This window comes from Chloroflexota bacterium (assembly GCA_013152435.1).
GTDB lineage: Bacteria > Chloroflexota > Anaerolineae > DUEN01 > DUEN01 > DUEN01.
In genome coordinates this window covers 1-21330 of record JAADGJ010000015.1, presented here as the reverse complement: position 1 = coordinate 21330, position 21330 = coordinate 1, and the positions used below count along the sequence as shown (strand labels likewise).

The 21330-nt window shown below is 64.4% G+C and carries 19 protein-coding genes and 1 tRNA gene; 7 read left to right on the top strand and 13 right to left on the bottom strand.

Translation table 11 applies throughout. The annotated features are described in order from the left end of the window. Nucleotides 1-378 precede the first annotated feature (378 nt). From GXP39_02200 to GXP39_02180, 5 genes are all read right to left on the bottom strand, one after another. Nucleotides 379-452 (bottom strand) — tRNA-Val (locus GXP39_02200). 58 nt (nt 453-510) lie between these two features. After that, complete coding sequence (locus tag GXP39_02195; protein NOZ26847.1) at nt 511-2727, bottom strand: DNA translocase FtsK; 2217 nt, start codon at nt 2725-2727, stop codon at nt 511-513. Between the two features lie 29 nt (nt 2728-2756). Then, nucleotides 2757-3806 (bottom strand): S1 RNA-binding domain-containing protein, encoded by a 1050-nt coding sequence (locus GXP39_02190; protein NOZ26846.1) that lies wholly within the window; start codon nt 3804-3806, stop codon nt 2757-2759. A 260-nt stretch (nt 3807-4066) separates the two neighbouring features. Beyond that, nucleotides 4067-6097, bottom strand: coding sequence for a hypothetical protein (locus GXP39_02185; protein ID NOZ26845.1), 2031 nt, complete (start codon nt 6095-6097; stop codon nt 4067-4069). 21 nt (nt 6098-6118) lie between these two features. Continuing rightward, nucleotides 6119-6649, bottom strand: coding sequence for a GNAT family N-acetyltransferase (locus tag GXP39_02180; protein ID NOZ26844.1), 531 nt, complete (start codon nt 6647-6649; stop codon nt 6119-6121). A 566-nt stretch (nt 6650-7215) separates the two neighbouring features. Here GXP39_02180 and nusA point away from each other — a divergent pair. The 7 genes from nusA (at nt 7216) to GXP39_02145 (ending at nt 15144) form a co-directional block, all read left to right on the top strand. Further along, entirely contained in the window at nt 7216-8892 is a 1677-nt protein-coding gene (nusA, locus tag GXP39_02175) for a transcription termination/antitermination protein NusA (protein NOZ26843.1), read from the top strand. 18 nt (nt 8893-8910) lie between these two features. Further along, nucleotides 8911-9234, top strand: a complete 324-nt coding sequence (locus tag GXP39_02170) for a YlxR family protein (GenBank protein ID NOZ26842.1) — start codon at nt 8911-8913, stop codon at nt 9232-9234. 306 nt (nt 9235-9540) lie between these two features. Then, nucleotides 9541-11490 (top strand): translation initiation factor IF-2, encoded by a 1950-nt coding sequence (gene infB, locus GXP39_02165; GenBank protein NOZ26841.1) that lies wholly within the window; start codon nt 9541-9543, stop codon nt 11488-11490. A gap of 119 nt (nt 11491-11609) precedes the next feature. Continuing rightward, complete coding sequence (gene rbfA / locus GXP39_02160; protein NOZ26840.1) at nt 11610-11939, top strand: 30S ribosome-binding factor RbfA; 330 nt, start codon at nt 11610-11612, stop codon at nt 11937-11939. 4 nt (nt 11940-11943) lie between these two features. Continuing rightward, nucleotides 11944-12906 carry a bifunctional oligoribonuclease/PAP phosphatase NrnA gene (locus tag GXP39_02155; GenBank protein NOZ26839.1) on the top strand — a complete coding sequence of 321 codons (963 nt, stop codon included), beginning with the start codon at nt 11944-11946 and terminating at the stop codon, nt 12904-12906. 20 nt (nt 12907-12926) lie between these two features. After that, nucleotides 12927-13808, top strand: coding sequence for a tRNA pseudouridine(55) synthase TruB (gene truB, locus GXP39_02150; GenBank protein ID NOZ26838.1), 882 nt, complete (start codon nt 12927-12929; stop codon nt 13806-13808). Between the two features lie 10 nt (nt 13809-13818). Next, entirely contained in the window at nt 13819-15144 is a 1326-nt protein-coding gene (locus GXP39_02145) for a bifunctional riboflavin kinase/FAD synthetase (protein NOZ26837.1), read from the top strand. Nucleotides 15145-15213: 69 nt separating this feature from the next. On the opposite strand, the gene thyX is transcribed toward GXP39_02145, so the two are convergent. The 8 genes from thyX to GXP39_02105 form a co-directional block, all read right to left on the bottom strand. Further along, nucleotides 15214-15732 (bottom strand): FAD-dependent thymidylate synthase, encoded by a 519-nt coding sequence (gene thyX, locus GXP39_02140; GenBank protein ID NOZ26836.1) that lies wholly within the window; start codon nt 15730-15732, stop codon nt 15214-15216. Then, the gene (locus GXP39_02135; GenBank protein NOZ26835.1) at nt 15729-16127 is read right to left on the bottom strand and encodes an FAD-dependent thymidylate synthase; all 399 of its coding nucleotides are present in this window, start codon (nt 16125-16127) and stop codon (nt 15729-15731) included. The genes thyX and GXP39_02135 overlap by 4 nt, the downstream gene beginning before the upstream one ends. 209 nt (nt 16128-16336) lie before the next feature. Beyond that, a complete protein-coding gene (locus tag GXP39_02130; protein ID NOZ26834.1) occupies nt 16337-16981 on the bottom strand; it encodes a CBS domain-containing protein in 645 nt (214 codons plus the stop codon). A 188-nt stretch (nt 16982-17169) separates the two neighbouring features. Continuing rightward, nucleotides 17170-18060, bottom strand: coding sequence for a glycerophosphodiester phosphodiesterase (locus GXP39_02125; protein NOZ26833.1), 891 nt, complete (start codon nt 18058-18060; stop codon nt 17170-17172). Between the two features lie 275 nt (nt 18061-18335). Next, the gene (locus GXP39_02120; protein ID NOZ26832.1) at nt 18336-19277 is read right to left on the bottom strand and encodes a GTPase Era; all 942 of its coding nucleotides are present in this window, start codon (nt 19275-19277) and stop codon (nt 18336-18338) included. Nucleotides 19278-19312: 35 nt separating this feature from the next. Continuing rightward, entirely contained in the window at nt 19313-20035 is a 723-nt protein-coding gene (locus tag GXP39_02115) for a queuosine precursor transporter (GenBank protein ID NOZ26831.1), read from the bottom strand. Nucleotides 20036-20086: 51 nt separating this feature from the next. Further along, nucleotides 20087-21046, bottom strand: a complete 960-nt coding sequence (locus GXP39_02110) for an adenine nucleotide alpha hydrolase family protein (GenBank protein NOZ26830.1) — start codon at nt 21044-21046, stop codon at nt 20087-20089. 67 nt (nt 21047-21113) lie between these two features. Then, the coding region (locus GXP39_02105; protein NOZ26829.1) for a MoaD/ThiS family protein at nt 21114-21330 on the bottom strand (217 nt) is incomplete at its 5' end.

Sequence of the window (21330 nt, the reverse complement as noted above, 5' to 3'; positions counted from 1 at the left end):
GAGCAATCTAGATGCCTGGACCAGCAGCGGCAGCTCCCACACTGCCACTGGCCGGGCATGGGAGCCCGGCCAGCTATGATCTTAGAGTGTGTCTGAAAGTTTACCGGCAAGATGTCTGAGGGGGCTCCCTCAACTGCCAGCTCCACAGGGGGAGGTGTGGAGGGGTCCTCCCCTCCACGGAAATCCCACTCTTCCGGCCTGCACCTGCCTCTCTCGGCTCTTTCCGCAGGACCCAGGCCGAGGCCAGGCAAGTCGAGGGCAAAAGAAGGGCTTTTTCCGGAGGGGCTCCCACAGCAGAAGCAACGGCATTCCTCAGACACACTCTAAGAAGCAAAGAACGCCTGGCCACGTGTCATCACGCGACCAGGCGTTCCCAGGTGGGCGAAGTAGGACTCGAACCTACGACCTCCTCGTTGTAAGCGAGGCGCTCATACCACCTGAGCTATTCGCCCATGCCCGCCTGCCATTATACGAGCGCCCCTCTGTCCTGTCAACTCGTTCTGCCACAGCTCAATCGAACAACGCCTCGTCCTCCTCCTCATCGTCTCCATCCCCATTCGAGGAGGACAGCAACACCCGACGTGAACGACCGCCCCCCTCATCCGGACCCACGACCCCCATCTCCTCCAACTGCTCGATCAGGCGAGCCGCACGCGGGTAACCGATGTGCAAACGGCGTTGCAACATGGAAGCGGAAACCCGCTCCCGTCCCTCGATCTCCCGCAAGGCCTGCTCCAGCAGATCATCCCGTGCCTCCATCTCGTCCAGCAGGCTGGCCCAGGGAAGCAGGGAATCCGCCACCACCGGCTCCTCCGGGTTGCGCTCCCGCCAGAAATCCACCACCGCCCGGATCTCATTGTCCGACACGAAGCACCCCTGAATGCGCTGCAGCTTGCTGGACTCCGGCGCCATGAACAGCATATCCCCGCGCCCCAGCAACTTCTCCGCCCCCGGCTGGTCCAGGATCACCCGGGAGTCGATCTGCGAGGTCACCGCGAAGGCGATCCGGGCCGGGAAGTTGGCCTTGATCAGACCCGTCACCACGTCCACGCTGGGCCGCTGCGTGGCGATCACCAGGTGGATCCCCGTCGCCCGGGCCATCTGCGCCAGACGGCAGATGTGCCGTTCCACCTCCTCCGGCGCCGTCATCATGAGATCCGCCAGCTCGTCGATGACCACGACGATATATGGCAGCGGCCCCTCGTCCCCCTTCCGGCGGGCCACCTTGCGATTGTACGCCTCCAGGTTTCGCACCCCCAGCGCGTTGAACTTCCGATACCGCTCGTCCATCTGGAGCGTCAGCCAGACCAACGCGCCCACCACCTGCTCCAGATCGGTCACGACCGGGGCCAGCAGGTGTGGAATCCCGTTGTACCCCACCAGCTCCACCATCTTGGGGTCCACCATCAGGAAGCGCAGCCGATCGGGGCCGTTGTTCATCAGCAGGCAGGTCACGATGGAGTTCACGCAGACCGACTTGCCCGATCCGGTCGCCCCGGCGATGAGGAGGTGAGGCATGTGCGTCAGATCGGCCACCGCGGGCGCGCCGGAGACGCCACGCCCCAGCGCTATGGCCAGGGGGGATCGCAATCGCTGGAACTCGGGCGACTCCATGATCCCCCGCAAATTGACCAGGGCCGTGTTCGAGTTGGGCACCTCGATCCCCACGTAGGGACGTCCGGGGACGGGCGCCTCGATCCGCACGGCGGGGGCAGCCAATGCCAGGGCCAGATCGTTGGCCAGCGCCTGGATCCGGCTGACCCGCACCTTGCGCCGACGGCCACCGCGCTCGATGTAGAGCGGCTCCACGCCGAACTGGGTCACGGCCGGCCCCACGTTGACCTCCACCACCCGAACGGGCACGCCGAAACTGGACAGGGTGCGCTCGATCAGGTTCGCTCGATCCCGAGCGGCCACATCGCCGGTGCTGGCGCCTTCGTCCGGCGCCAGCAGGTCCATGGGAGGCAGCGAGTCGGGACGTGATCGCGATTTCACCGGCCGTGGACGGGCGGAGCGCCGCTTTCCGACCTTGCGTCGAGCCCCGCGCGTCTTCACTCTGGACACGGGCTCCTCGGCTTCATCCTCGGCCTCTTCCTCCTCCGCCGGAGCGCCAGGCAAGCCCTCGATACGAATGCGCGGAGCAGCCACGCTCCACACCACGGACCAAACCTCCCGGACACGCTCGGCGGCGATCTCCGGGAGGAAGTACCACACCAGCCATCCCCCCGCCAGCGTCATGGCCAGCGCCAGGACCCACGCGCCCGGGCCGCCAAAAGCTCGATCGAAGAGGCTCGCCAGCACCCATCCCACCAGGCCGCCCCCGTGGAGCTCCTGCGGTCCCGCAGCGAGCGCTTCATCTCCCCCCACCAGCTGGGTGAGGGTCAACGCGCCCAACCAGGCCAGCTCGACGCCGACGAGGACCTCCCACCGCCAGAGCTGCCGAGCGCGCTCGCCCAGGAGCAGGAACACGCCCCCTCCGATCAGGCCAAGCGCCAGCGGGTACGCCCCCCATCCGCAAACCCGCAGCAGGAAGGCTCGCCCGGGCAGGCCGCCCAACAGGGCCACGATCCCCCAGGCTCCAAGCGCAAACAGGGCCAGCCCCACCACCGCGGACTGGCCCAATCTGTTCTTTTCCCATTCAATGATGCGCCGCCACCAGCGGGCACCCCAAGAGGATCGCGCCCGCTCGCGACTCACCAGGCGGCGCGAACCGCGTCGTTTGGTCATCCTAACCCCGATGTTGGGAATCTCGTCCGCTACCAGGCAGTGGCCGGCTCCCGAGTATCCGAGCTCACCGGCTCATTCGGCGGGGCCTCCTCCTCGGCAGAAGGGCCTGGCTCCTCCTGCCACACACGCCGCATGCTCAACCCCATCCGATGGTTCTCCGGATCGATGTTGAGGATGCGCACCCGCACCCGGTCCCCTTCTTTCACCACGTTGCGCGGGTGGAGGAACTGTCCCTCGGCCAGCTCGGAGATATGGATCAGGCCTTCCAATCCGTCCTCAATGCGCGCGAACGCGCCAAAGCCGACCACATTGGTGATCACGCCGGTGACGATCTGCCCCACCTGGTAGCGCTCTGCCACACCCTCCCATGGATTCGGCTTCAAACGCCTCAAGCTGAGAGCGATCTTGCGCTGCTCACAATCCACGCTGATCACGTACACATCCACCTCGTCCCCCGGGCGCACCACCTCGCTAGGATGTGCGATACGCCCCCAGGAGAGCTCGGAGATGTGGATCAATCCCTCAATGCCCCCCAGGTCCACGAACGCGCCGAAGGGGCGCAAATTGGTCACGCGGCCGCGACGGACCTCCCCCGGCTTCAAAGATTGCAACACCTCACGACCGCGATGCCCCTCCTGCACCGCGCGCTCCGACATCACCAGACGCCCTTCGGCCCGATCGATCTCGATGATGCATACGTCGATGGTCTTACCCACCCACTGGGCCAGCATCTGCAAACGCTCGCCGGGGCTCAACAACCTCGGCCAATCCGCCAAATGCGAGGCCGGCACGAAACCGCTCAATCGCTTGAACTGAACCAGCAGGCCTCCCCGGTTGTAGCCCGTCACGGGCAAGGAGAGCACCTGCATACATGCCTTGGCTCGCTCGGCCTCCCGCCAATCCTCCTCCCAGGAACGGCTTGCTCCGGTGCCCACCCCGCCGACACGGGCGAAAGATGCCTCCTCCATCTCCTCCGGCGGCGGCGACGACACGATCTCCCCATCGTTGAGCAGGGATTGCCAGTACCCTTCCTCCAGATCATCCTCCGAGCTGCTGTCACTGTGCCATGGCTCGCTCATACATCCTCCCCAACCCACACGAACTGTTGAAACCTCTCGTATCGAACCACCATCCCCCATCGATCGGGGAACCGATCATCTAACGGATCCTCCGCACACGACGCCGTGCATCACTGCGATGTGGAAAGCGCAAAGCCGACACAAAAAGTCCCGGCCACTTTCCATCAGGCAGCAGCCGAGACTTTCCCACCACCTGTTCCGTATTGCAACATCCAACGGGCCTTGCCACTGATCCAAGGGATCATCCGTTGCCCCTGTCCTCAATCACTCTCGCTTGCCTTCGGCGAACGTCCGCCCATTAAATCATAATCATTATAGGCAGGGGGGGTATCTTTGTCAAGCATTTGTAAGGAATCATACGAAATCCCTGCCTCCCGGGCCTCCATCTCCGCCAGCACCCGGGCCACCTCGGCGATGGCCACCCGCTGCTTGCGATACAGGTCCGACTCGCTCATCGCCAGCCGGCGGGCCACCTCCCGCACCCGCATGCCCTGAATGAACTTCAGATCCAGGATGTTGTACAGCAGCCACTCCGCCGCGGTCATGTGGCGCTCGCCCGGCGGCCGCAGCCGTTCGATGGCCTGCGTCAACACGGCACGCAACGCCCGCGCCGGATTCCCCCCCTCCTCCTCCAGCGCGTGGTTCACAACGCGCAGCCGCAGCAGGGGGCTACGCGTCAGCTTGGGCCCGCCCCAGTAATGGCTGAGCGCATCCTTCACCCAGCGCTGGAGCTCCTTCATGTCCACCGCCGGGACATCCTCCTCAGGCAACGCGATCCCACCCGCGTAAGGCACCGCGCCGCGCCACGCCTGGATACGCTCCAGCTCCGGCATGATGCGCTGCAACGCCAGGAACACCGTCTGCTGCAGCTGCCGATCCTCCAGGGCTGTCTCCGCGCGCCGCAGCAGCATGGCAACCGTTTGCCCCTCCTCCTCGGTCAACAGCGGCTCCTCCGTGCGCGCCTGCACGGCCAACAGGCCCAGCAACCGCCCGCCTTGACTGGAGCGCAGCGGCCAGATCCAATACCCCGCCCGGCTGACGCACTGCAAAGGCCCGTGATCGTTGGCCCGTCCCGCCCCCGGCTGGCCCAGGGATTGCAAGACGGCCACCCAATCCTCCGCCGCCAACACCTTCTGCGCCTCCTCGGCGATGCCACACGAGGCCTCCAGGTACAACTCCCGGTCCCGGATGACGGCCACGAAGCCGGAGGGGATCCGCAACCGCTCGCAGATCGCGATCAACACGTGCTCCAGGAACTGACGGAGGTCGCCGGACGTCAGCAACCGCCGATCCAGCTCCTGGATCAGCCCGATCTCCTCCTCGTCCTGCCAGTAGATCACGCGATCGATGAACGGCTTGGCCAGGTCCACCAGAAGCTGCCCCAAAACGACCACGATCATCACGGCGAAGACGATCACCGTGTCGCGCGGCAGCCCCAGGATCGCCTCGACCTTGGGGATCAGCAGCATGGCCACGATGACCGCAGATCCCACCACCGGCCCCCGCAGCAGGTAGTGGATCAGGCGATGCTTCACCACGCGATCGGGCGTGAGCACGCCATAATAGGCGACGCTGTACGACATCAGCACCAGCATCGCCCCCACCCCCATGTTGCCGATCAGGCTGAGGGAGAGCACCAGGCTGGAGGGGACCGGCTCCGGCGCGCTGACCAGGACCAGATACGGGAAGACGCCCAGCGCGGGGGCGACGAAGGCCGCAGCCAGGTAGGTCATGCGCCGCCGGGAGGCCGGCGTCAGACACCGGACGCGAGCCCGATGGATGTTATAGGCTCCGTACAGGACCGTGAGGACGAAATAGACGGTGAAACCCCGGAACAGTGGGCCGGGGGCCAGGTGGGTGATGGGCGGGGCGAAGACGCCATCCCGCACGATCCAATCGGTGAAGAACGCCAACCCACACAGGATGGCGCTCAGGAGATAGCTGAACCGCACGAGCCATCGACGGCGGTTGGACAGGGAGTTGGTCGTGCGCAATAGCGCATCGGAGAAGTGGAGATAGGCGGCCGGGACGAAGCTGATACCCAGCCACTGGAACCGCAGCCAGAGCGTGGCCGCACGTGGCGTCTCCACGCGGGGCAGGACGACATCACAGGCGTAGACCAGGGCCACGCCCGCGAGCAATGCCCCAAATCCTTGCGCCACCCCGTTGCGCCAGTTGTAGATCAGCAGGTAAACCAGAAGCGAGAAGGTAAAGACCAGGATGGCCGAAGCGAGAACGAGATCGGCAAAGGACAGGAGCCCCGTCCAATCGACACCAAAGGGTTGCGTCATAAGATCTTCTAAAGGACACGATTACGTCAAATTACGTCCAAAAAACAGGGCAATATCCCGATTGGCGAAGTAACGATCGTTGAAACCGCAGAACTCAAAGCCCAACTTCTGGCAGAAGCAGATCGCAGGGTAATTCTTGCTCTGCACGGGCACCATCAGGCGCTCCAGGCCTCTCGCCTGGGCCCACTGGATCGCGGCGGAGGTCAGCGAGGTGCCCAGCCCCTGACGACGGTGAGGTTTGTCCACGATCAGATTATACACCCACGCCAGGCCCTGATCCGGCTGGGCGACCACCTCCACATATCCCTTCACATCACGCCCCTCGGCCGCTACGTACACGCATTCCCCACGTTCCCAGTGGGCCAGCAGGCTCTCCCCGCGCGGCGGATAGGTCACCGCCATCGTCCGGGGCAGGCGCGTTGGGCGGAACTGGACCGCGATGCCGGATTCATCCTCCCGAAGCTCCAGCTGCCAGACGTAATCCGTCTCATAGGAGGCATCCAGGTTGAAACAAGGGCTCAGATCATGCAGGTCGGCGGGACGGATACGCATAAAACGTCACTTCCTGTCGTTGAGAATGCGATGACACCCCATCTCGAGGTGCGAATATCCCTCCATGCTCATGGGAAAATGCAGAGCCGCCTGGCCCGACCTGGCCTCATCCGCAACAAGGGTACCTCACGCCCCATGGATCCCAACGTCTCGGGAGAACGATACGTTCCCTCGAGAGCGCCAGCGGACGCCTCCCGCGCACAAGAACGCCGGGCAGTTCAGGAACGGGCCCACGCCCCACGAGCTCCCACCCGGCTTACACAGGCTCTTGCACACGCAAAGGGGACCCTCCCGACGTCGTGATCCGGGCAGTTCCCGCTCTGCAATGCCCCACGGCACGGAAATTGTAGCATCTGGGGATGGAAATGGCAAGGCGTCACAGCTTCCCCATCGAAAAGACGCACCCACCACGAGCGCAAAGGTTTGCCTCTCCCCAGGAAATATGGTAAAATTCGATCGCTAAAGATCGTAGCTTTCCGGAAAAGTGGGCAGCCCCCACTTTTCTTGCTGTAAGGAGCTTTTGCGAACGACAGGTCAGCGCAGTAGCATGAGGTGCGGAGTATAACATGAACAGCGAGCTGATCCGGGCTATTAACCAAATCGCTGCGGAGAAAGAACTCTCGAAGCAAGTGATCTTAGAGGCGATCGAGGCCGCCTTGATCTCAGCATACCGTCGAAACTTCGGGACGGCCGCCAACGTCGTCGCGCGCATCGATCCCGAGACGGGGGCGATCAGCATCTACGCCCAAAAAGAGGTCGTCGAAGAGGTCACGGATCCCAGGACCCAGATCACGCTGGAGGAGGCTCGCAAGATCGATCCGGACGCGCAACTGGGCGACCGGGTGGCGATCGAGAGCACACCCAGCAACTTCGGCCGTATCGCCGCGCAGACGGCCAAGCAGGTCATCCTGCAACGGATCAAAGAGGCCGAGCGTGAGACCGTCTACCAGTACTTCGAGGAGCGCGTTGGCGAGATCATCCAGGGCAAGGTGCAGAGCGTCGATTACAGCACCGGCACGGTCACGGTAAACCTGGACCGGGCCGAGGGGACCATGACCAAGGAGGACCAGATCCCCTCAGAGCGCTACCGCCCTGGACACACGGTGCGCGCCCTGCTGGTGGAGGTCCATCGCGGGAACCGGGGCCCCATCATCCGGCTCTCCCGCTCACACCGAAACCTGCTGCGCCGGCTCCTGGAGAAGGAGGTCCCCGAGATCTTCCAGGGGAGCGTGGAGATCAAGGCCATCGCTCGCGAGCCCGGACAACGCTCCAAGGTGGCCGTCGCCCCCCTACAGCCGGGGGTGGATCCCGTGGGGTCCTGCGTGGGCATGCGCGGCATGCGCATCCAGGCCATCGTCAACGAGCTGAACGGCGAGAAGATCGACGTGGTGGAGTGGAGCTCGGACACGGCCACGTTCATCGCGAACGCCCTCAGCCCCGCGAAGGTCTCGGACGTCATCCTGGAGGAGGCGCCGGAAGGCCGGACGGCCATCGTCATCGTCCCGGATAATCAGCTCTCGCTGGCCATCGGCAAGGAGGGCCAAAACGCCCGCCTGGCGGCCAAGCTGACCGGATGGCGCATCGATATCAAGAGCGAGACCGAGGCGGCGGAGGAGGGCCTGGACCGGCTGGCCATCGAGCGACGCCGCATGGAGGAGGCCATCCAGGCCAGCAGCGAACGCGATCTGTTGGCCGTCGCCGAGGAGATCCTGCGTCAGTCCAGCCAGAACGAATCCGCTCGCACGCACGCCTTCGATGAGGCGCTGGAGGCCGTGATGGTGGATGGGCAGGAACTGACGCCGCTGAAGCCGGTCGAAGCGGAGGCCGAACCGTCCGTCGTCGAGGAGGAAGGCGCCGAGGCGCCCTCCCAGGAGCCCACGGCGGAGCCTGAGGAGGCCAGCGCCGAGGAGCCCCCGGTGGCCGAGCCGGAGGTCGAGGCCCCCGAGGCGGCGGATCTGACGGAAGAAGAGGTAAGCATCCCAGAGGCCGCAGAGCCGACGGAGGAGGCCGCCGAGTCCCCGCTGGATATCCAGGAGCTGGATATCGTGCTGGACGACATCGAGGAGCTCGATGACGAGGAGGATATCGAGGAGAGCGGGGATGGGAAGCGCAAGAAGCGGAAGAAGAAGAGCAAGCGCCGTCGGCTGATCTACGACGAGGAGACGGGGCAGACGATCGCGCTGCGGCGCCATAAGCGCTCCCCCGAGGCCTGGGATGAGTTCGACGAAGACTACGATTTCTAACCATATCGAGTTGTGATCATGCGCCGCCGACACGTACCGCAACGGACATGCATCGCCTGTCGCAAGGTGCAAAGCAAGCGGGAGCTCGTCCGGATCGTGCGCACCCCGGAGGGAGAGGTAGTCATCGATCCCACGGGGAAACGATCCGGACGCGGCGCTTACCTGTGTCGATCACAGGAGTGTTGGCAAAAGATCCTGGCCTCCGGAGGGCGACGGTTGGAACATGCGCTGAAGACGCACATTGATGCCGAAGCACTGGCTATGTTGGAGGCATACGCCAGGGAGCTGGCGCCCGCGGAGACCCAGGAAGGACAAGGAGCTGGAGCAGATGCTCCAGCCTGAGGTGCGGCGCCACGTCATGGACGCCCAAGCCCAAAAACGCCGAGAGTGGAAGTCCGGAGACGGGCCGGGCGAAAGGGAACGGACCATGCACGAGTAGGATCCAGGATCCAGCTCCACACCCGGTTCCCCCCTTTCGCCCTCGCATAGGCCAATTGGGTTCTCACCCACCTCACGGCCGATTTTTCCCTTGGCCCCTCCGGCAAACTGGATAGCACGACGCGTCGGCCACACCATGTCGGCCTGTGCTTCCGCACGGGCCCGGACGGTAGGTTATGCTCGCCCGGCCGACGGAAAGGAGAAGAGAGTATGGCTCAAAACAGACCGCGCAGACGAGGAGGTGCCTCACGAAGGCCTCGCAGGCGCACGAACCATCGCGCCCGGCAGGATCGCCGAGACGCCAAGGCCCAGGAATCGGCTGTAGCGGTGGCCAACGCTGAGAAGCAACAATCCAAGACGCCGACGGAGATCGAGATACCGGAGACCATCACCGTTCGTGATCTGGCCGATATGATGGGCCGCAGCCCTATCGATGTGATCAAAGTGCTCATGAACTTTGGCGTGATGGCGGCCATCAACCAGACCATCGATTTCGACACCGCCGTCATCGTCGGAGAGGAGATGGGCGTCGAGGTCAAGCCGATCCAGCCCGAGGAGCCGGAGGCCGCCGAGGAGGAGGCGGAGCTGGCCGGCCCGAAGACCCTCTGGCAGAAGGTGCTCGAATCGGAAAGGCCCGAGGATCTGGAGCCGCGCCCGCCCGTGGTCACGGTGCTCGGCCACGTGGACCACGGCAAGACCACGCTGCTGGACGCGATCCGGCACACACATGTGGTGGAGGGCGAGGCCGGCGGCATCACGCAGCATATCGGCGCCTATCAGGTGGAGCTGGACGGTCGCAAGATCACGTTCCTGGACACGCCGGGCCATGAGGCCTTCACCGCCATGCGCGCCCGCGGCGCCCAGGTCACCGACCTGGTCGTCCTGGTGGTCGCCGCCGACGATGGCGTCATGCCGCAGACTCGAGAGGCGCTCGATCACGCCCGTGCCGCCGGCGTGCCGATCATCGTGGCCCTGACCAAGATCGACAAGCCCAACGCCAACATCGAGCGCGTCAAGCAGCAGCTCGCGGATCTGGGACTGGTGCCGGAGGACTGGGGCGGCGACACCATCATGGTGCCCGTGTGCGCCACCATGGGAGAGGGCGTGCAGGAGCTGCTGGAGAACATCCTGCTGGTCACCGAGCTGGAAGGGTTGAAGGCCAACCCGAACCGGCCGGCCATGGGCACCGTGATCGAGAGCGGGCTGGACCGCACACGCGGCCCCATGGCCACGTTGTTGGTGCAGAATGGAACCCTGCACGTCGGGGACAATCTCGTCGTCGGCGAGGTGTGGGGACGGGTGCGCGCCATGTTCGATGAGCACGGCAAGAACGTCAAGGAGGCAACACCCGCCACCCCCGTGCAGGTCACCGGGCTCTCCGGCGTCCCACCGGCGGGGGCGATCTTCGAGGTGGTCAGCGACGAGCGAACCGCCCGATCCATCGCCGCCCAGCGCGCGGAGGAGCGACAACAGCGGGAGCGCCAGCCCACCACCAAAGCCGTCAGCCTGGAGGACATCTTCAGCCAGGTCCAGGCGGGCGAGGTCAAGGATCTGAACCTGATCCTGAAGGCCGACGTCCAGGGCTCCCTGGAGCCCATCGTCAACTCGCTGCAACGGCTGAACGAGGATCGCGAGGAAGTGCAGCTGCGGATCCTGCATCAAGGTCTGGGCAACATCAGCGAGTCAGATGTCATGCTGGCCGTCGCCTCCAAGGCCATCGTCATCGGCTTCAACGTCAACGTGGACGCAGCCGCCCACCGGATGGCCGAGGCCGAGGGCGTGGAGATCCGTCTTTATAACGTCATCTATCATCTCATCGAGGATATCGAACGGGCTCTGAAGGGCATGATGGAGCCCGAGTTCGAGGAGATCGTCATCGGACATGCAGAGGTGCGCCAGGTCTTCCGCATTCCGAGGCGCGGCAAAGTCGCCGGCTGCTACGTCACGGATGGGGTGGTCACCCGGAACGCATTGGTGCGCGTCAAGCGCCAGGGCACGGTGATCCACGAGGGACGTGTCGCCTCCCTCAAGCGGTTCCAGGAGGATGTGACCGAGGTCCGACAGGACTTCGAGTGCGGCATCGCCCTGGAGGGCTTCGACGACTTTGAGGAAGGGGACATCCTGGAATTCTGCCGGGTGGAACAGCTGGTGGAGGCATGAAAAGCACGGGCAGGTGAGCTTTCCGGCCGATTGCGGCCGGGGAGGCTCACCCCCGAGACGTGCAAACGGATACGATGATGAGCACAACTCGTCGACAACGTAGAGTAGCGGATATGCTCATGGAAGAGCTCGGCGTGATGATCGCGCTGGAGCTTCATGACCCGCGCCTGGAATTCGTCACCGTGACTGCGGTGGAGGTCAGCCCGGATCTGCGCCACGCGCATGTGTACGTCAGCCACCTGGGCACCCCGGAGGATGAGCCCAACATCCTGGCGGCGCTGGGGCATGCCTCCGGTTATCTGCGCCGTGAACTGGCCCGCCGTGTGATCCTGCGGTACGTGCCCGCCCTCACCTTCCACATCGACGAGACGCTGGCGCGAGCACGGCGCATTGACGAGATCATCGAGAGCTTACATGAGCAGGAAGCAGAAGCAGGAGAAGAAACCTAGAGCCATGGATTCACGCATCCTCGCACTCATCGAAAAAGCGGATCGCATCCTGGTCATCACGCATATCTCACCGGACGGGGATGCTATCGGATCGCTACTGGGATTGGGGTGGGCACTGCGCGCCCTGGGCAAACGCCCGACTCTCGTCTGCGCAGATCCGGTCCCGCAGCCGTTCTATTTCCTGCCGGGCCACCAGGACATCGTCCGGGAGGCCAAGGACTCCTTCGACCTGGTGATCGGGCTGGACGCTTCGGACCCACAGCGGCTGGGGCCGCCGTGGCAACGCGTGCAAGAGATGGACGTGCCGACGATCGTGATCGACCATCACGTCACGAACCTGTACTTCGGCTCCGTGAACTGGGTGGACACGACGGCCGCAGCCACCGCCGAGATGATCTATGAGCTGATCGAGAAGCTGGGCGCTCCGCTGGACCTTAAGACCGCCCAGTGCCTTCTATGCGGCGTCGTCACGGACACGCGTGGCTTCCGCACGTCGAACACGACGCCCCGCAGCCTGGCCATCGCCACACGCCTCATGGAGGCGGGCGCCGACCTGAACCTGGTCACGGACCAGGCGCTCAATCGCAAGCCTTTGGCCGTCCTGCGCCTGTGGGGCATGGCGCTGCCACGGATGCAGCTGCGCGGGCGTATCCTCTGGAGCGTGGTCACCCGGAAGATGCGAGAGGAGACGGGCGTCAACGACAACGGGGACGGGGGATTGGTGAACGTGTTGGTCTCCGCCAATGAGGCCGACGTCGCCGTTGTCTTCACGGAGCGGGAGAACAACAAGATCGAGGTCGGCATGCGCGCCAAACCCGGGTTCGACGTCAGCCAAGTTGCCCTGGCATTGGGCGGCGGCGGGCACCCCCAGGCCGCAGGCTGCGTCATCCAGGCCCCCCTGGAGGAGGCGCAGGAGCGCGTATTGGCCGCACTGGAAGAATCGCTGAAGCACCAGGGTGGCGGGTGAGCACACATCGACGATCACCGATGGTCCACGGGCTGCTGATCATAGACAAAGAGGCCGGGTGGACATCGCATGACGTGGTCGCCAGGGTGCGTCGCCTGATCGGGCAACGCCGGATCGGGCATGCCGGCACTCTGGACCCCCTGGCGACCGGGGTCCTGGTCCTGTGCCTGGGCCGGGCCACCCGCCTCGCCGAGTATCTGCAGGGACATGACAAGCGCTACCGGGCCACCATCCGCCTGGGCGAGGTCACCGACACGTATGACGCCGAGGGGGAGGTCGTCGAGCGGAAGCCCGTCCCAACGTTGTCGGAGGAGGAGCTATCCGCCTATTTGCGCGCGTTCCAGGGCACGATCACGCAGCGTCCCCCCGCCTACTCGGCGGTGAAGGTTGCCGGAACGCCCGCACATCGCCGGGTGCGTCGGGGCGAGCAGATCGTTCTGCCCTCACGACAGGTGACCATCCACGAGATCCGCCTGCTCCGGTGGGCGCCCCCCGACCTGTCACTGGAGATCGCCTGCTCCGCGGGGACGTATATCCGCTCCCTGGCCCACGATCTGGGGCAGGCCATCGGATGCGGCGCCCACCTGGTCGACCTGCGACGTACCGCCTCCGGCCCGTTCACGGAGGATCAGGCCATCCCCCTGCCCGATCTGGAGCCGCTGATCGCGACCGGCGAATGGCGACAGCGGGTGCTCCCCCTCATCGAGGCGGTGAGGGATATGCCTCAGATCCCCTTATCCGCACAGGACGCGCAGGCCGTGCGCTTCGGTCGACCGGTACCCGGGCCCACAGGGGCCGATCAGGCGCTGGCAGCCGGGATCTCCCCAGAGGGGGATCTCATCGCCATCCTTCGCTTCGACGCCGAACGCGACGTCTGGCGACCACATAAAGTGCTGGGTTGAACATCGACATATGAACATCTACCGAGGATTACCAGACGGGATCGCGCCGAACGGATGTGAGCTTACGATCGGGAACTTTGATGGTGTTCACAAAGGCCACCAGGCTCTGATCGAGCAGCTGGTGGCCGCAGCACAAGAGACGGGCCGCACAGCGGGGGCCCTCACGTTTACCCCCCACCCTCTTCAAGTGCTGCGGCCCCACACCCCATTGGCCTACCTGACCACCCTGGACGAGCGGCTGACCCTGTTGGAGTCGCTCGGCCTGGACTTCGTGGTCATCTACTCCTTCACAAAGGATACGGCCCGCATGACGGCGGCCGCCTTCATGCAGGCGCTGGTGGATCATCTGGGCCTCCGTCGCCTGTGGGTGGGGCCCGACTTCGCCCTGGGGCGAAACCGAGAGGGCGATGTGGAGAGGCTGCGGCAACTGGGCGCTGAGATGGGATTCACCGTGGAGGTGATCCAGCCCATCCAGATCGCCGGACGAGAGGTGCGTAGCGGGCATATCCGTCGTATCCTGGCAAACGGCGACGTGGATCTGGCCAGGCAGATGCTCGGCCGTCCCTACTGGCTGGAGGGGAAGGTCATCCGGGGGGCCGGGCGGGGTCGATCCATCGGGCTGCCCACCGCCAATCTGGATGTGCCGCCGGAGCGCCTGATCCCCGCTCACGGCGTCTACGCCACCTGGTGCCATGTCGACGGCCGGCGTCTCCCGGCCGCCACGAACATCGGCGTGCGCCCCACCTTCGACAACGGGCATCCCACGGTGGAGGCACACATCCTGGACTTCAAAGGGGATCTTTACGACGCGACGGTGCGCCTGGAGTTCGTGCTTCGTCTGCGCCCGGAGCGGCGGTTCGCCCACGTGGATGACCTGATCGCTCAGGTCCAGCAGGACATCGCCAACACACGCCGGGCGCTGGCGCCGGAGCCGCCGCGCTTCGAGGAGATCGAACACACGGCCGACTGGAGCATCCGGATCTTCGGCCGGGACTTCGCCGACCTGCTGAGCCAGGCGGGGGCCGCCATGTATGCGATGGAGGAGGTGGACATGGCCGCGGATCCTCACGTCTGGCGCGAGATCGAGGTGGAGGCCCCAGATCGAGAGGGGCTCCTGGTCACCTGGCTAAGCGAGCTGCTCTACCAGTCGGAGACGACGGGAGAATCCTACACCCGCTTCGTCATCGATGAGGCGACGGAGACCCGCATCAGAGCCCGGATCGGCGGCGTCCCCGGCTACGGGGAACGGGCGCATATCAAAGCCGTGACCTACCACAACCTCAGCGTGCAAAAGACGCCCGACGGCTGGGAGGCCACGGTGGTGTTCGACACATAATACGCGATACGAAACACGGATTGCGCACTGCGTGTTGCGTGCTGCGTATTGCGTGTTGCGTGTTGCGTATTACGTGTCGCGTAAGAAGGTATTGTACAGATCCTGGAAGGCGGCCGGGACCAGCCCGTGGAGCTGGCGCAGGATCTCGAACGCCACCGCCCGGATCTCCCATTGGGACGCCTTGTCACAGCGCAGCCGGCAGAAGTGCCGCCAGGCGGCGAAGTTCATGGAGATGACCAACCGGGTCTCCGCCGCGTTGGGCAACAGGAACCGGGCATCCTCCTTGCGGATCCCCAACTTCCGCAGCCTCTCATATGCCTCGGTCAGGTCCTCCCAGGCCTGATCCAGGATCTCCCTAGCCTCCGGGTTCCCATCGACCTCGGGCGGCACGATGAACCCCCATCCCCCCTTGTCCAGGGAGACATAGCGCTGGCTCTCCTGGGAGATGCTGGCCAGACGATGGCGGACGATCTGGTGCGTGGCCGCCCGGCTGACCCCCTCGATCAGGAAGGTCGCCGTGTTATGATCCCGGGCCAGGTCCGGATCCGTGATCAACGGCTGAGTATACGCCAACAGAGTCACCTTCATGCGCTCTCCTCCGGCGTGGCCAACTCCGCATAGAACGAGGGGGCGAGGGGCTGCACCAGCGGCAACACGCTTAAGGCCAGCCCCCTACGGAACAGATCCAGCCAGACGCGAGCGTTCCCCGAGACGACCCAGCCGTCCCCCCGGGGCGTCACTTCCAGATGGCGATTGACCATCCGCCACCGCACCGGGCCGTCCACCTGGAGGACATCTCCCTCATCCACATCGGTCACGTGCACGACGAATGACACGTGCTCGATCACGTCCTCGTGTCCCTCGCGCACACGCGCCTGAATGAACGCGGGGTTGTGTCCCATCCGATCCGTCGACCGATAGCATACGCGAGCTGCGAACTCCGCCAAACGCTCCTGTTCCGTCCCCACGGAGGACTCCAGCATCGTGCTCACATCGCCCAGGTCCGACGCGGCGGAGAGCGCAGGGTTGAACCTCGTGTACCCCAACAACCTCACTTCCATGACGCGCGTTCTCCTCTATCCACCACACGAACGATCCTCGGCGCCACCGGAACCGGCGAGCGCCCCGTTGACAACGAACGCCCCCGCTCTGCGCAGGGGCGTCGACGCCCATCCATGAACCAGCTCCCGACTCACGTGGTCCGGATATCGATCACCTTTCCATCGATGTGCGAGATGGCCTCCAGCAGGGCCTGCTCGGAGACATCGGATACCTTCACCGTGATCAACGCCGTGCCCGGCTCATCGCCGGCAAACGTTCCCAGGCTGATGATGTTGCCGCCGATGCCCGCGATCGCGCTGGTCAAATCGGCCAGCAATCCCCGTCGATCGGGCACCTCCAGCGTCAGACGCACGCCCGAATCGCGCGCGCCCAGCAGCTCCAGGAAGATCTTGAACAGATCCGTCTCGGTGATGATCCCCACCAATTCATCGCCGTGAACCACCGGCAGCCCGCCGATCCGATTGTCCGCCATGATGCGAGCGGCTTCCTCCAACGGCGTCTGCTCATCCACCGTGACCACCGGCGAGGTCATCACCTTCTTGACCGTCAACTTCGACAGCAGGTAATGCAACTCGTATATGTCCAGCGAGGTCGCCGGCGATGGGGAAGCGTGCAACAGGTCCTTTTCGGAGACGATCCCCACCAGCTTGCCATGCCGGTCAAGCACCGGCAGGCGACGGATCTTGTTCTCACGCATGATACGCAGCGCCTCGCCGATCCCCACGTCCTCGGTCACCGTCACGGGATCTCGACGCATTCGCTCACCGACCAGCATGCTCACACCTCCCAAGTGGAGAACGGAAACCTATCCGGTCCAAACGTCAGGCAGCATCACAAAAACCTCAGATCGCCGGGGATTCTCCCTCGCACGGGCGCCCCGGCGGGTCATCTGCCCCCTGCCTCCTGCCTGCTCAACGAAAGATCAAGGGACATGCTGGAGAACAGGGAAAAGCATCCCATGGGCTAATAGGCAACCTCTGCCCGCACCTGGCGCAGGAGGTCTGGGCGATCGGTGATGATCCCATCGACGCCCATCTGCAACAGCCGCCGCATGCGATCGGGCGTGTTCACCGTCCACACGATCACCTTCATCCCCCTGGCGTGGGCGGCCTCCACGAACCTGGGCGTCACCAACACCACATCCCCCGACCGCTCCGGCACCTGCAACGCGCTGGCCGTGGGGCGGTAGAAGGCGTCCAGCCGGAGCCGCTGCATCCAGTAGAACCACGTGACCTCGCCCCTCGCCGCCGCCGTCGCCACATCCGGCGCCAGGTGGCGGAACCGCTCGATCACGTCGCCATCCGCGGCCACCACCATCACCCGCTCCTGCGCGCCCATCTCCAGGATCAGATCCGCCAGCGCCTTCTCGATAGGCGGATCCACCTGCTTGATCTCGATGTTGACCCGCGCATCCGGGAAAGCCGACAACACCTCCCGCAATGTCGGGATCTTCACCCCCTGCCCTCGATAGGGAAAGGTCTGGCCGTTATCGACGGAGTATCGGTAGCCCGCATCCAGCGCCTGCAGCTCGGCCAACGTCATGTCAGACACCCGGCCGGTGCCGTCGGTTGTGCGATCCACGGTCTCGTCATGGATGACCACCAGCTCCCCATCCCGGGACGCGCGCACATCCAGATCCAGGCCATCCGCTCCCAACGCCAATGCCCGCTCAAAGGCCACCATCGTGTTCTCCGGCGCCAGGGCCGCGCCGCCCCGATGGGCCAGATTGAGAGGATAGGGCGACTCCAGGAAGGGGGTCAACGGTGGAGGCCCAATGGTCAACCGGCGATACAAGGCGAACACGACCACCACGACGACGAGCATGATGATCAGGCGCCACAGGTATCGTTTCATCTTCCACACCTATCCCATGGAGAAACTACAACGGTGGCGGCCCCTCATAGAGGAGGAATAAGGGGCCGAGGTGAGCATTCGATCCACGGGGATCCGCAGGATCCCGATCAGCCGTGAGCCGCACCCCGTCAGGCGCAGGTGAGCCCATTATAGCAGACCCTACGGGTCGGTGCAATGCGGGAGATAGAGAGTGCATCCTTTATTGGTGCAGGATCTGGGGGATGGATGACCACCCGGCGACACCCAGGAGGAAGCCGGATACGCCGCCGGGGACGCTACTTCCGCTTGCGTGTACGCGGCAGGGGGTAACCCAAATAGCGCAACGCCTTCTCATCGCGCCGCCAGCGTGGCCGCACCTTGACCCACAAATCCAGGTAGACCCGGGTCCCTAAGAGCTGCTCGATCTCCTGTCGCGCCGCCTGGCCGATACGCTTCAACATGCTGCCCTCACGCCCCAGGACGATCCCCTTGTGGCTGTCTCGCTCCACATAGATAGTGGCGCTGATATAGGTCATCTCGGCCGAGCGCTCTTTGAACTCGTCGACCACGACGGCGACCCCGTGCGGGACCTCTTGACGGAGATGGTGCAGCGCCTGCTCGCGAATCAGCTCGGCCACGATGAAGCGCTCCTGCTGATCGGTGATCTGATCGGGCGGGTAGTAGCGCGGCCCCAGCGGCAACAGCGAAATCAACAGGTCCAACAGCTCATCACGGCCATCGCCGCGCACGGCCGAGATCAGCATCCAGGGCGGATCGAGCTGCTCCGGGGCCGCCCGGGCCAGCAACTCCCGGTAGACCGCCGTCCGATCCGGCACATCCTCGGGCGCCAGCAGATCCACCTTGTTCATGCCCATGACCAGCGGCGCCGAGTGCCTGCGCCTCGCCAGCAGATCAGCGATCTCCTCGTCCTCCTCCGTGGGGAGCACGGAGACGTCCACCAGCCACAGCACCACATCCGCATCCGGGATCGCGATGAGGGCCTGCTCCCGCATGTACTCGCCCAGCTTGTGCTTGGGCCTGTGAATCCCCGGCGTATCGACGAAGATGATCTGCGCATCCGGCCGGGTGAGGATCCCCAGCAGGCGGTTGCGCGTCGTCTGGGGCTTCGGCGAGACGATGGCGACCTTCTGCCCCAGGTAGGCGTTCATCAGCGTGGACTTGCCCACATTGGGGCGCCCGATGACGGCCACGAAGCCGGATCGATGATCCTCCGGCAGCTCCTCCGGCCCCGGCAACAGATCCTGTATATCATTCACGGCTGCAGCCCTTCGAGATGGAACGGGTTGAAGTTCGTGTCATAGTCAAAGTAATCCTCGCGCTCCACCCGCTTCAGCGTGTTCACCACGCGATAGGTCAGCGGGGTGAACAACGCCTCGATCCCCACCTTGAAAATGTAGTTGGAGACGATGATGCTCAGCGCCACGGACCAGGGGAAGACGCCGAAGGCGGACGCGATCACGACGAAGAGCACGGTATCCACCCCTTCCCCCACCAGCGTGGAGCCGATGGTGCGCGTCCACAGCCACCGCCCGCCGGTCCAGATCTTCATCTTCGCCAACGTGTAGGAGTTGGAGAACTCGCCGGCGAAATACGCCACCAGGCTGGCCAGGATGATGCCACCATTGCTCACCCCGCCCAGGATGGCATCATAGGCCTCCTGCCCCGCATACGCCTCCCAGGAGGCCTCGCCGGGCAGCCGGGCGACCACCCAGAAGGTCAACCCCATCAACGCGGCGCACGCGAAGCCGGTCCAGATCACCCGCCGCGAGCGCCGATACCCGTACACCTCCGTGAGCACATCTCCGAAAATGTAGGAGACGGGAAACAGCAGGGTTCCCGCGTCAAAGGCCAGGGGCAGGCCGAACAACGAGACGCCCCAATCGATGATCTTGGCCGAGGAGGCGATGTTGCTCACCAACAGGACGGTCACGAACAGCGCCATCACCAGATCGAAGTATTTGTAGGGACGGTCCATGTCAGCTCTCAACCCTCCATCCGCTGCGGTATGCGTTGGTTCCCACCCAGATCACGAGTCCCCCACAGAAGCGGGCTGGACGGGGACCGGCCGATCCTCCCACAAACGACAGAAAGCGCACAGCCCCGGCGCCGTCGTCGGCTGTCCACACCGTTCGCACGGGTGCAAATCGATATCCCCCCTGCCGCCGCCGAAGGTGATCTGTCCCCGCCGGCGCGCCTCCAGGAACTGGAGATAAAATTGGTGCTTGGCGCCGGGCGATCTATGCTCCAGCTGGTTTAGCAGCTCCTTGTAATAGATCGTCTTAGCCCCCACCGAATAGGGACACTCCTCATAAATGTAGTCGATGCCACGGATCAGCGCGTAGGCCGCCACCTCTCGCTCGTAGAAGCGGCACAACGGCTTCACCTTCCGAGCCAATCCCTCCCCTTCCTCCAGCACGGGGGCCTGCCGCGCCAGGTAGCCGGTCTGCCAGTGCAACACGTTCTGGAAGAGCACGGCTGCCTCGTCATCCAGGTTATGCCCGGTCGCCAACGCGAAGTATTCCCCCTCCAACGCCACCCGGTTCATGATGTGGCGCTTGGCCAGCCCGCACACCGCGCACGGCTTGCCACGCCCGCGCCGCGTGCGCCGGGCCAGGTCCGGGATGGATTCGCCGTACGTCTCCCGCATATCCACAATGTGCAACTGGCGATCCGGGTACCGGGCATGGAACGCCCGTACCTTCTCCAGGGATACATCCGAGTAGCCCAGCTCGTCATCGATTCCCAGCCCGATATACAACCCGTCCGCCTCATACCCCAAACGCAACAACACATCCCAGAGACTGAGGCTGTCCTTGCCTCCCGACACGGCCACCAACACCCGATGCTCCCGCCGGAACATCCGATATTTCTCGATGGCCCGCTGAGTCTGGTTGACGAACCACTCCAGATAATGGTCCTCACACAGCGCCAGCTTGTGGTGCCGCATATTGATCACGGCACGGGCGCCACACTTCCGACACCGCATCCCTCTCATACCCTCTTCTCCTTACGCCTACCCGACAGGCGTACCCCAGATGAAAGACGATGACAAGTCAACGAGATCCACCCAAGGGGAAATCGCTTCCCCCCGAGATGACGGCGACCAGCTTGATCTCATCGTCGTCCCGGGTGATCTCCTCCTCGTTGATCACCTTCCCATCACGCGTCGCCAATACGCTCTCCGGATTCAAGCCGACCTTCAAGATGGCATCCCGTACGGTCATGCCCCCCTTCAACTCCCACACCTTATCCCGATAGATCAACTTCATA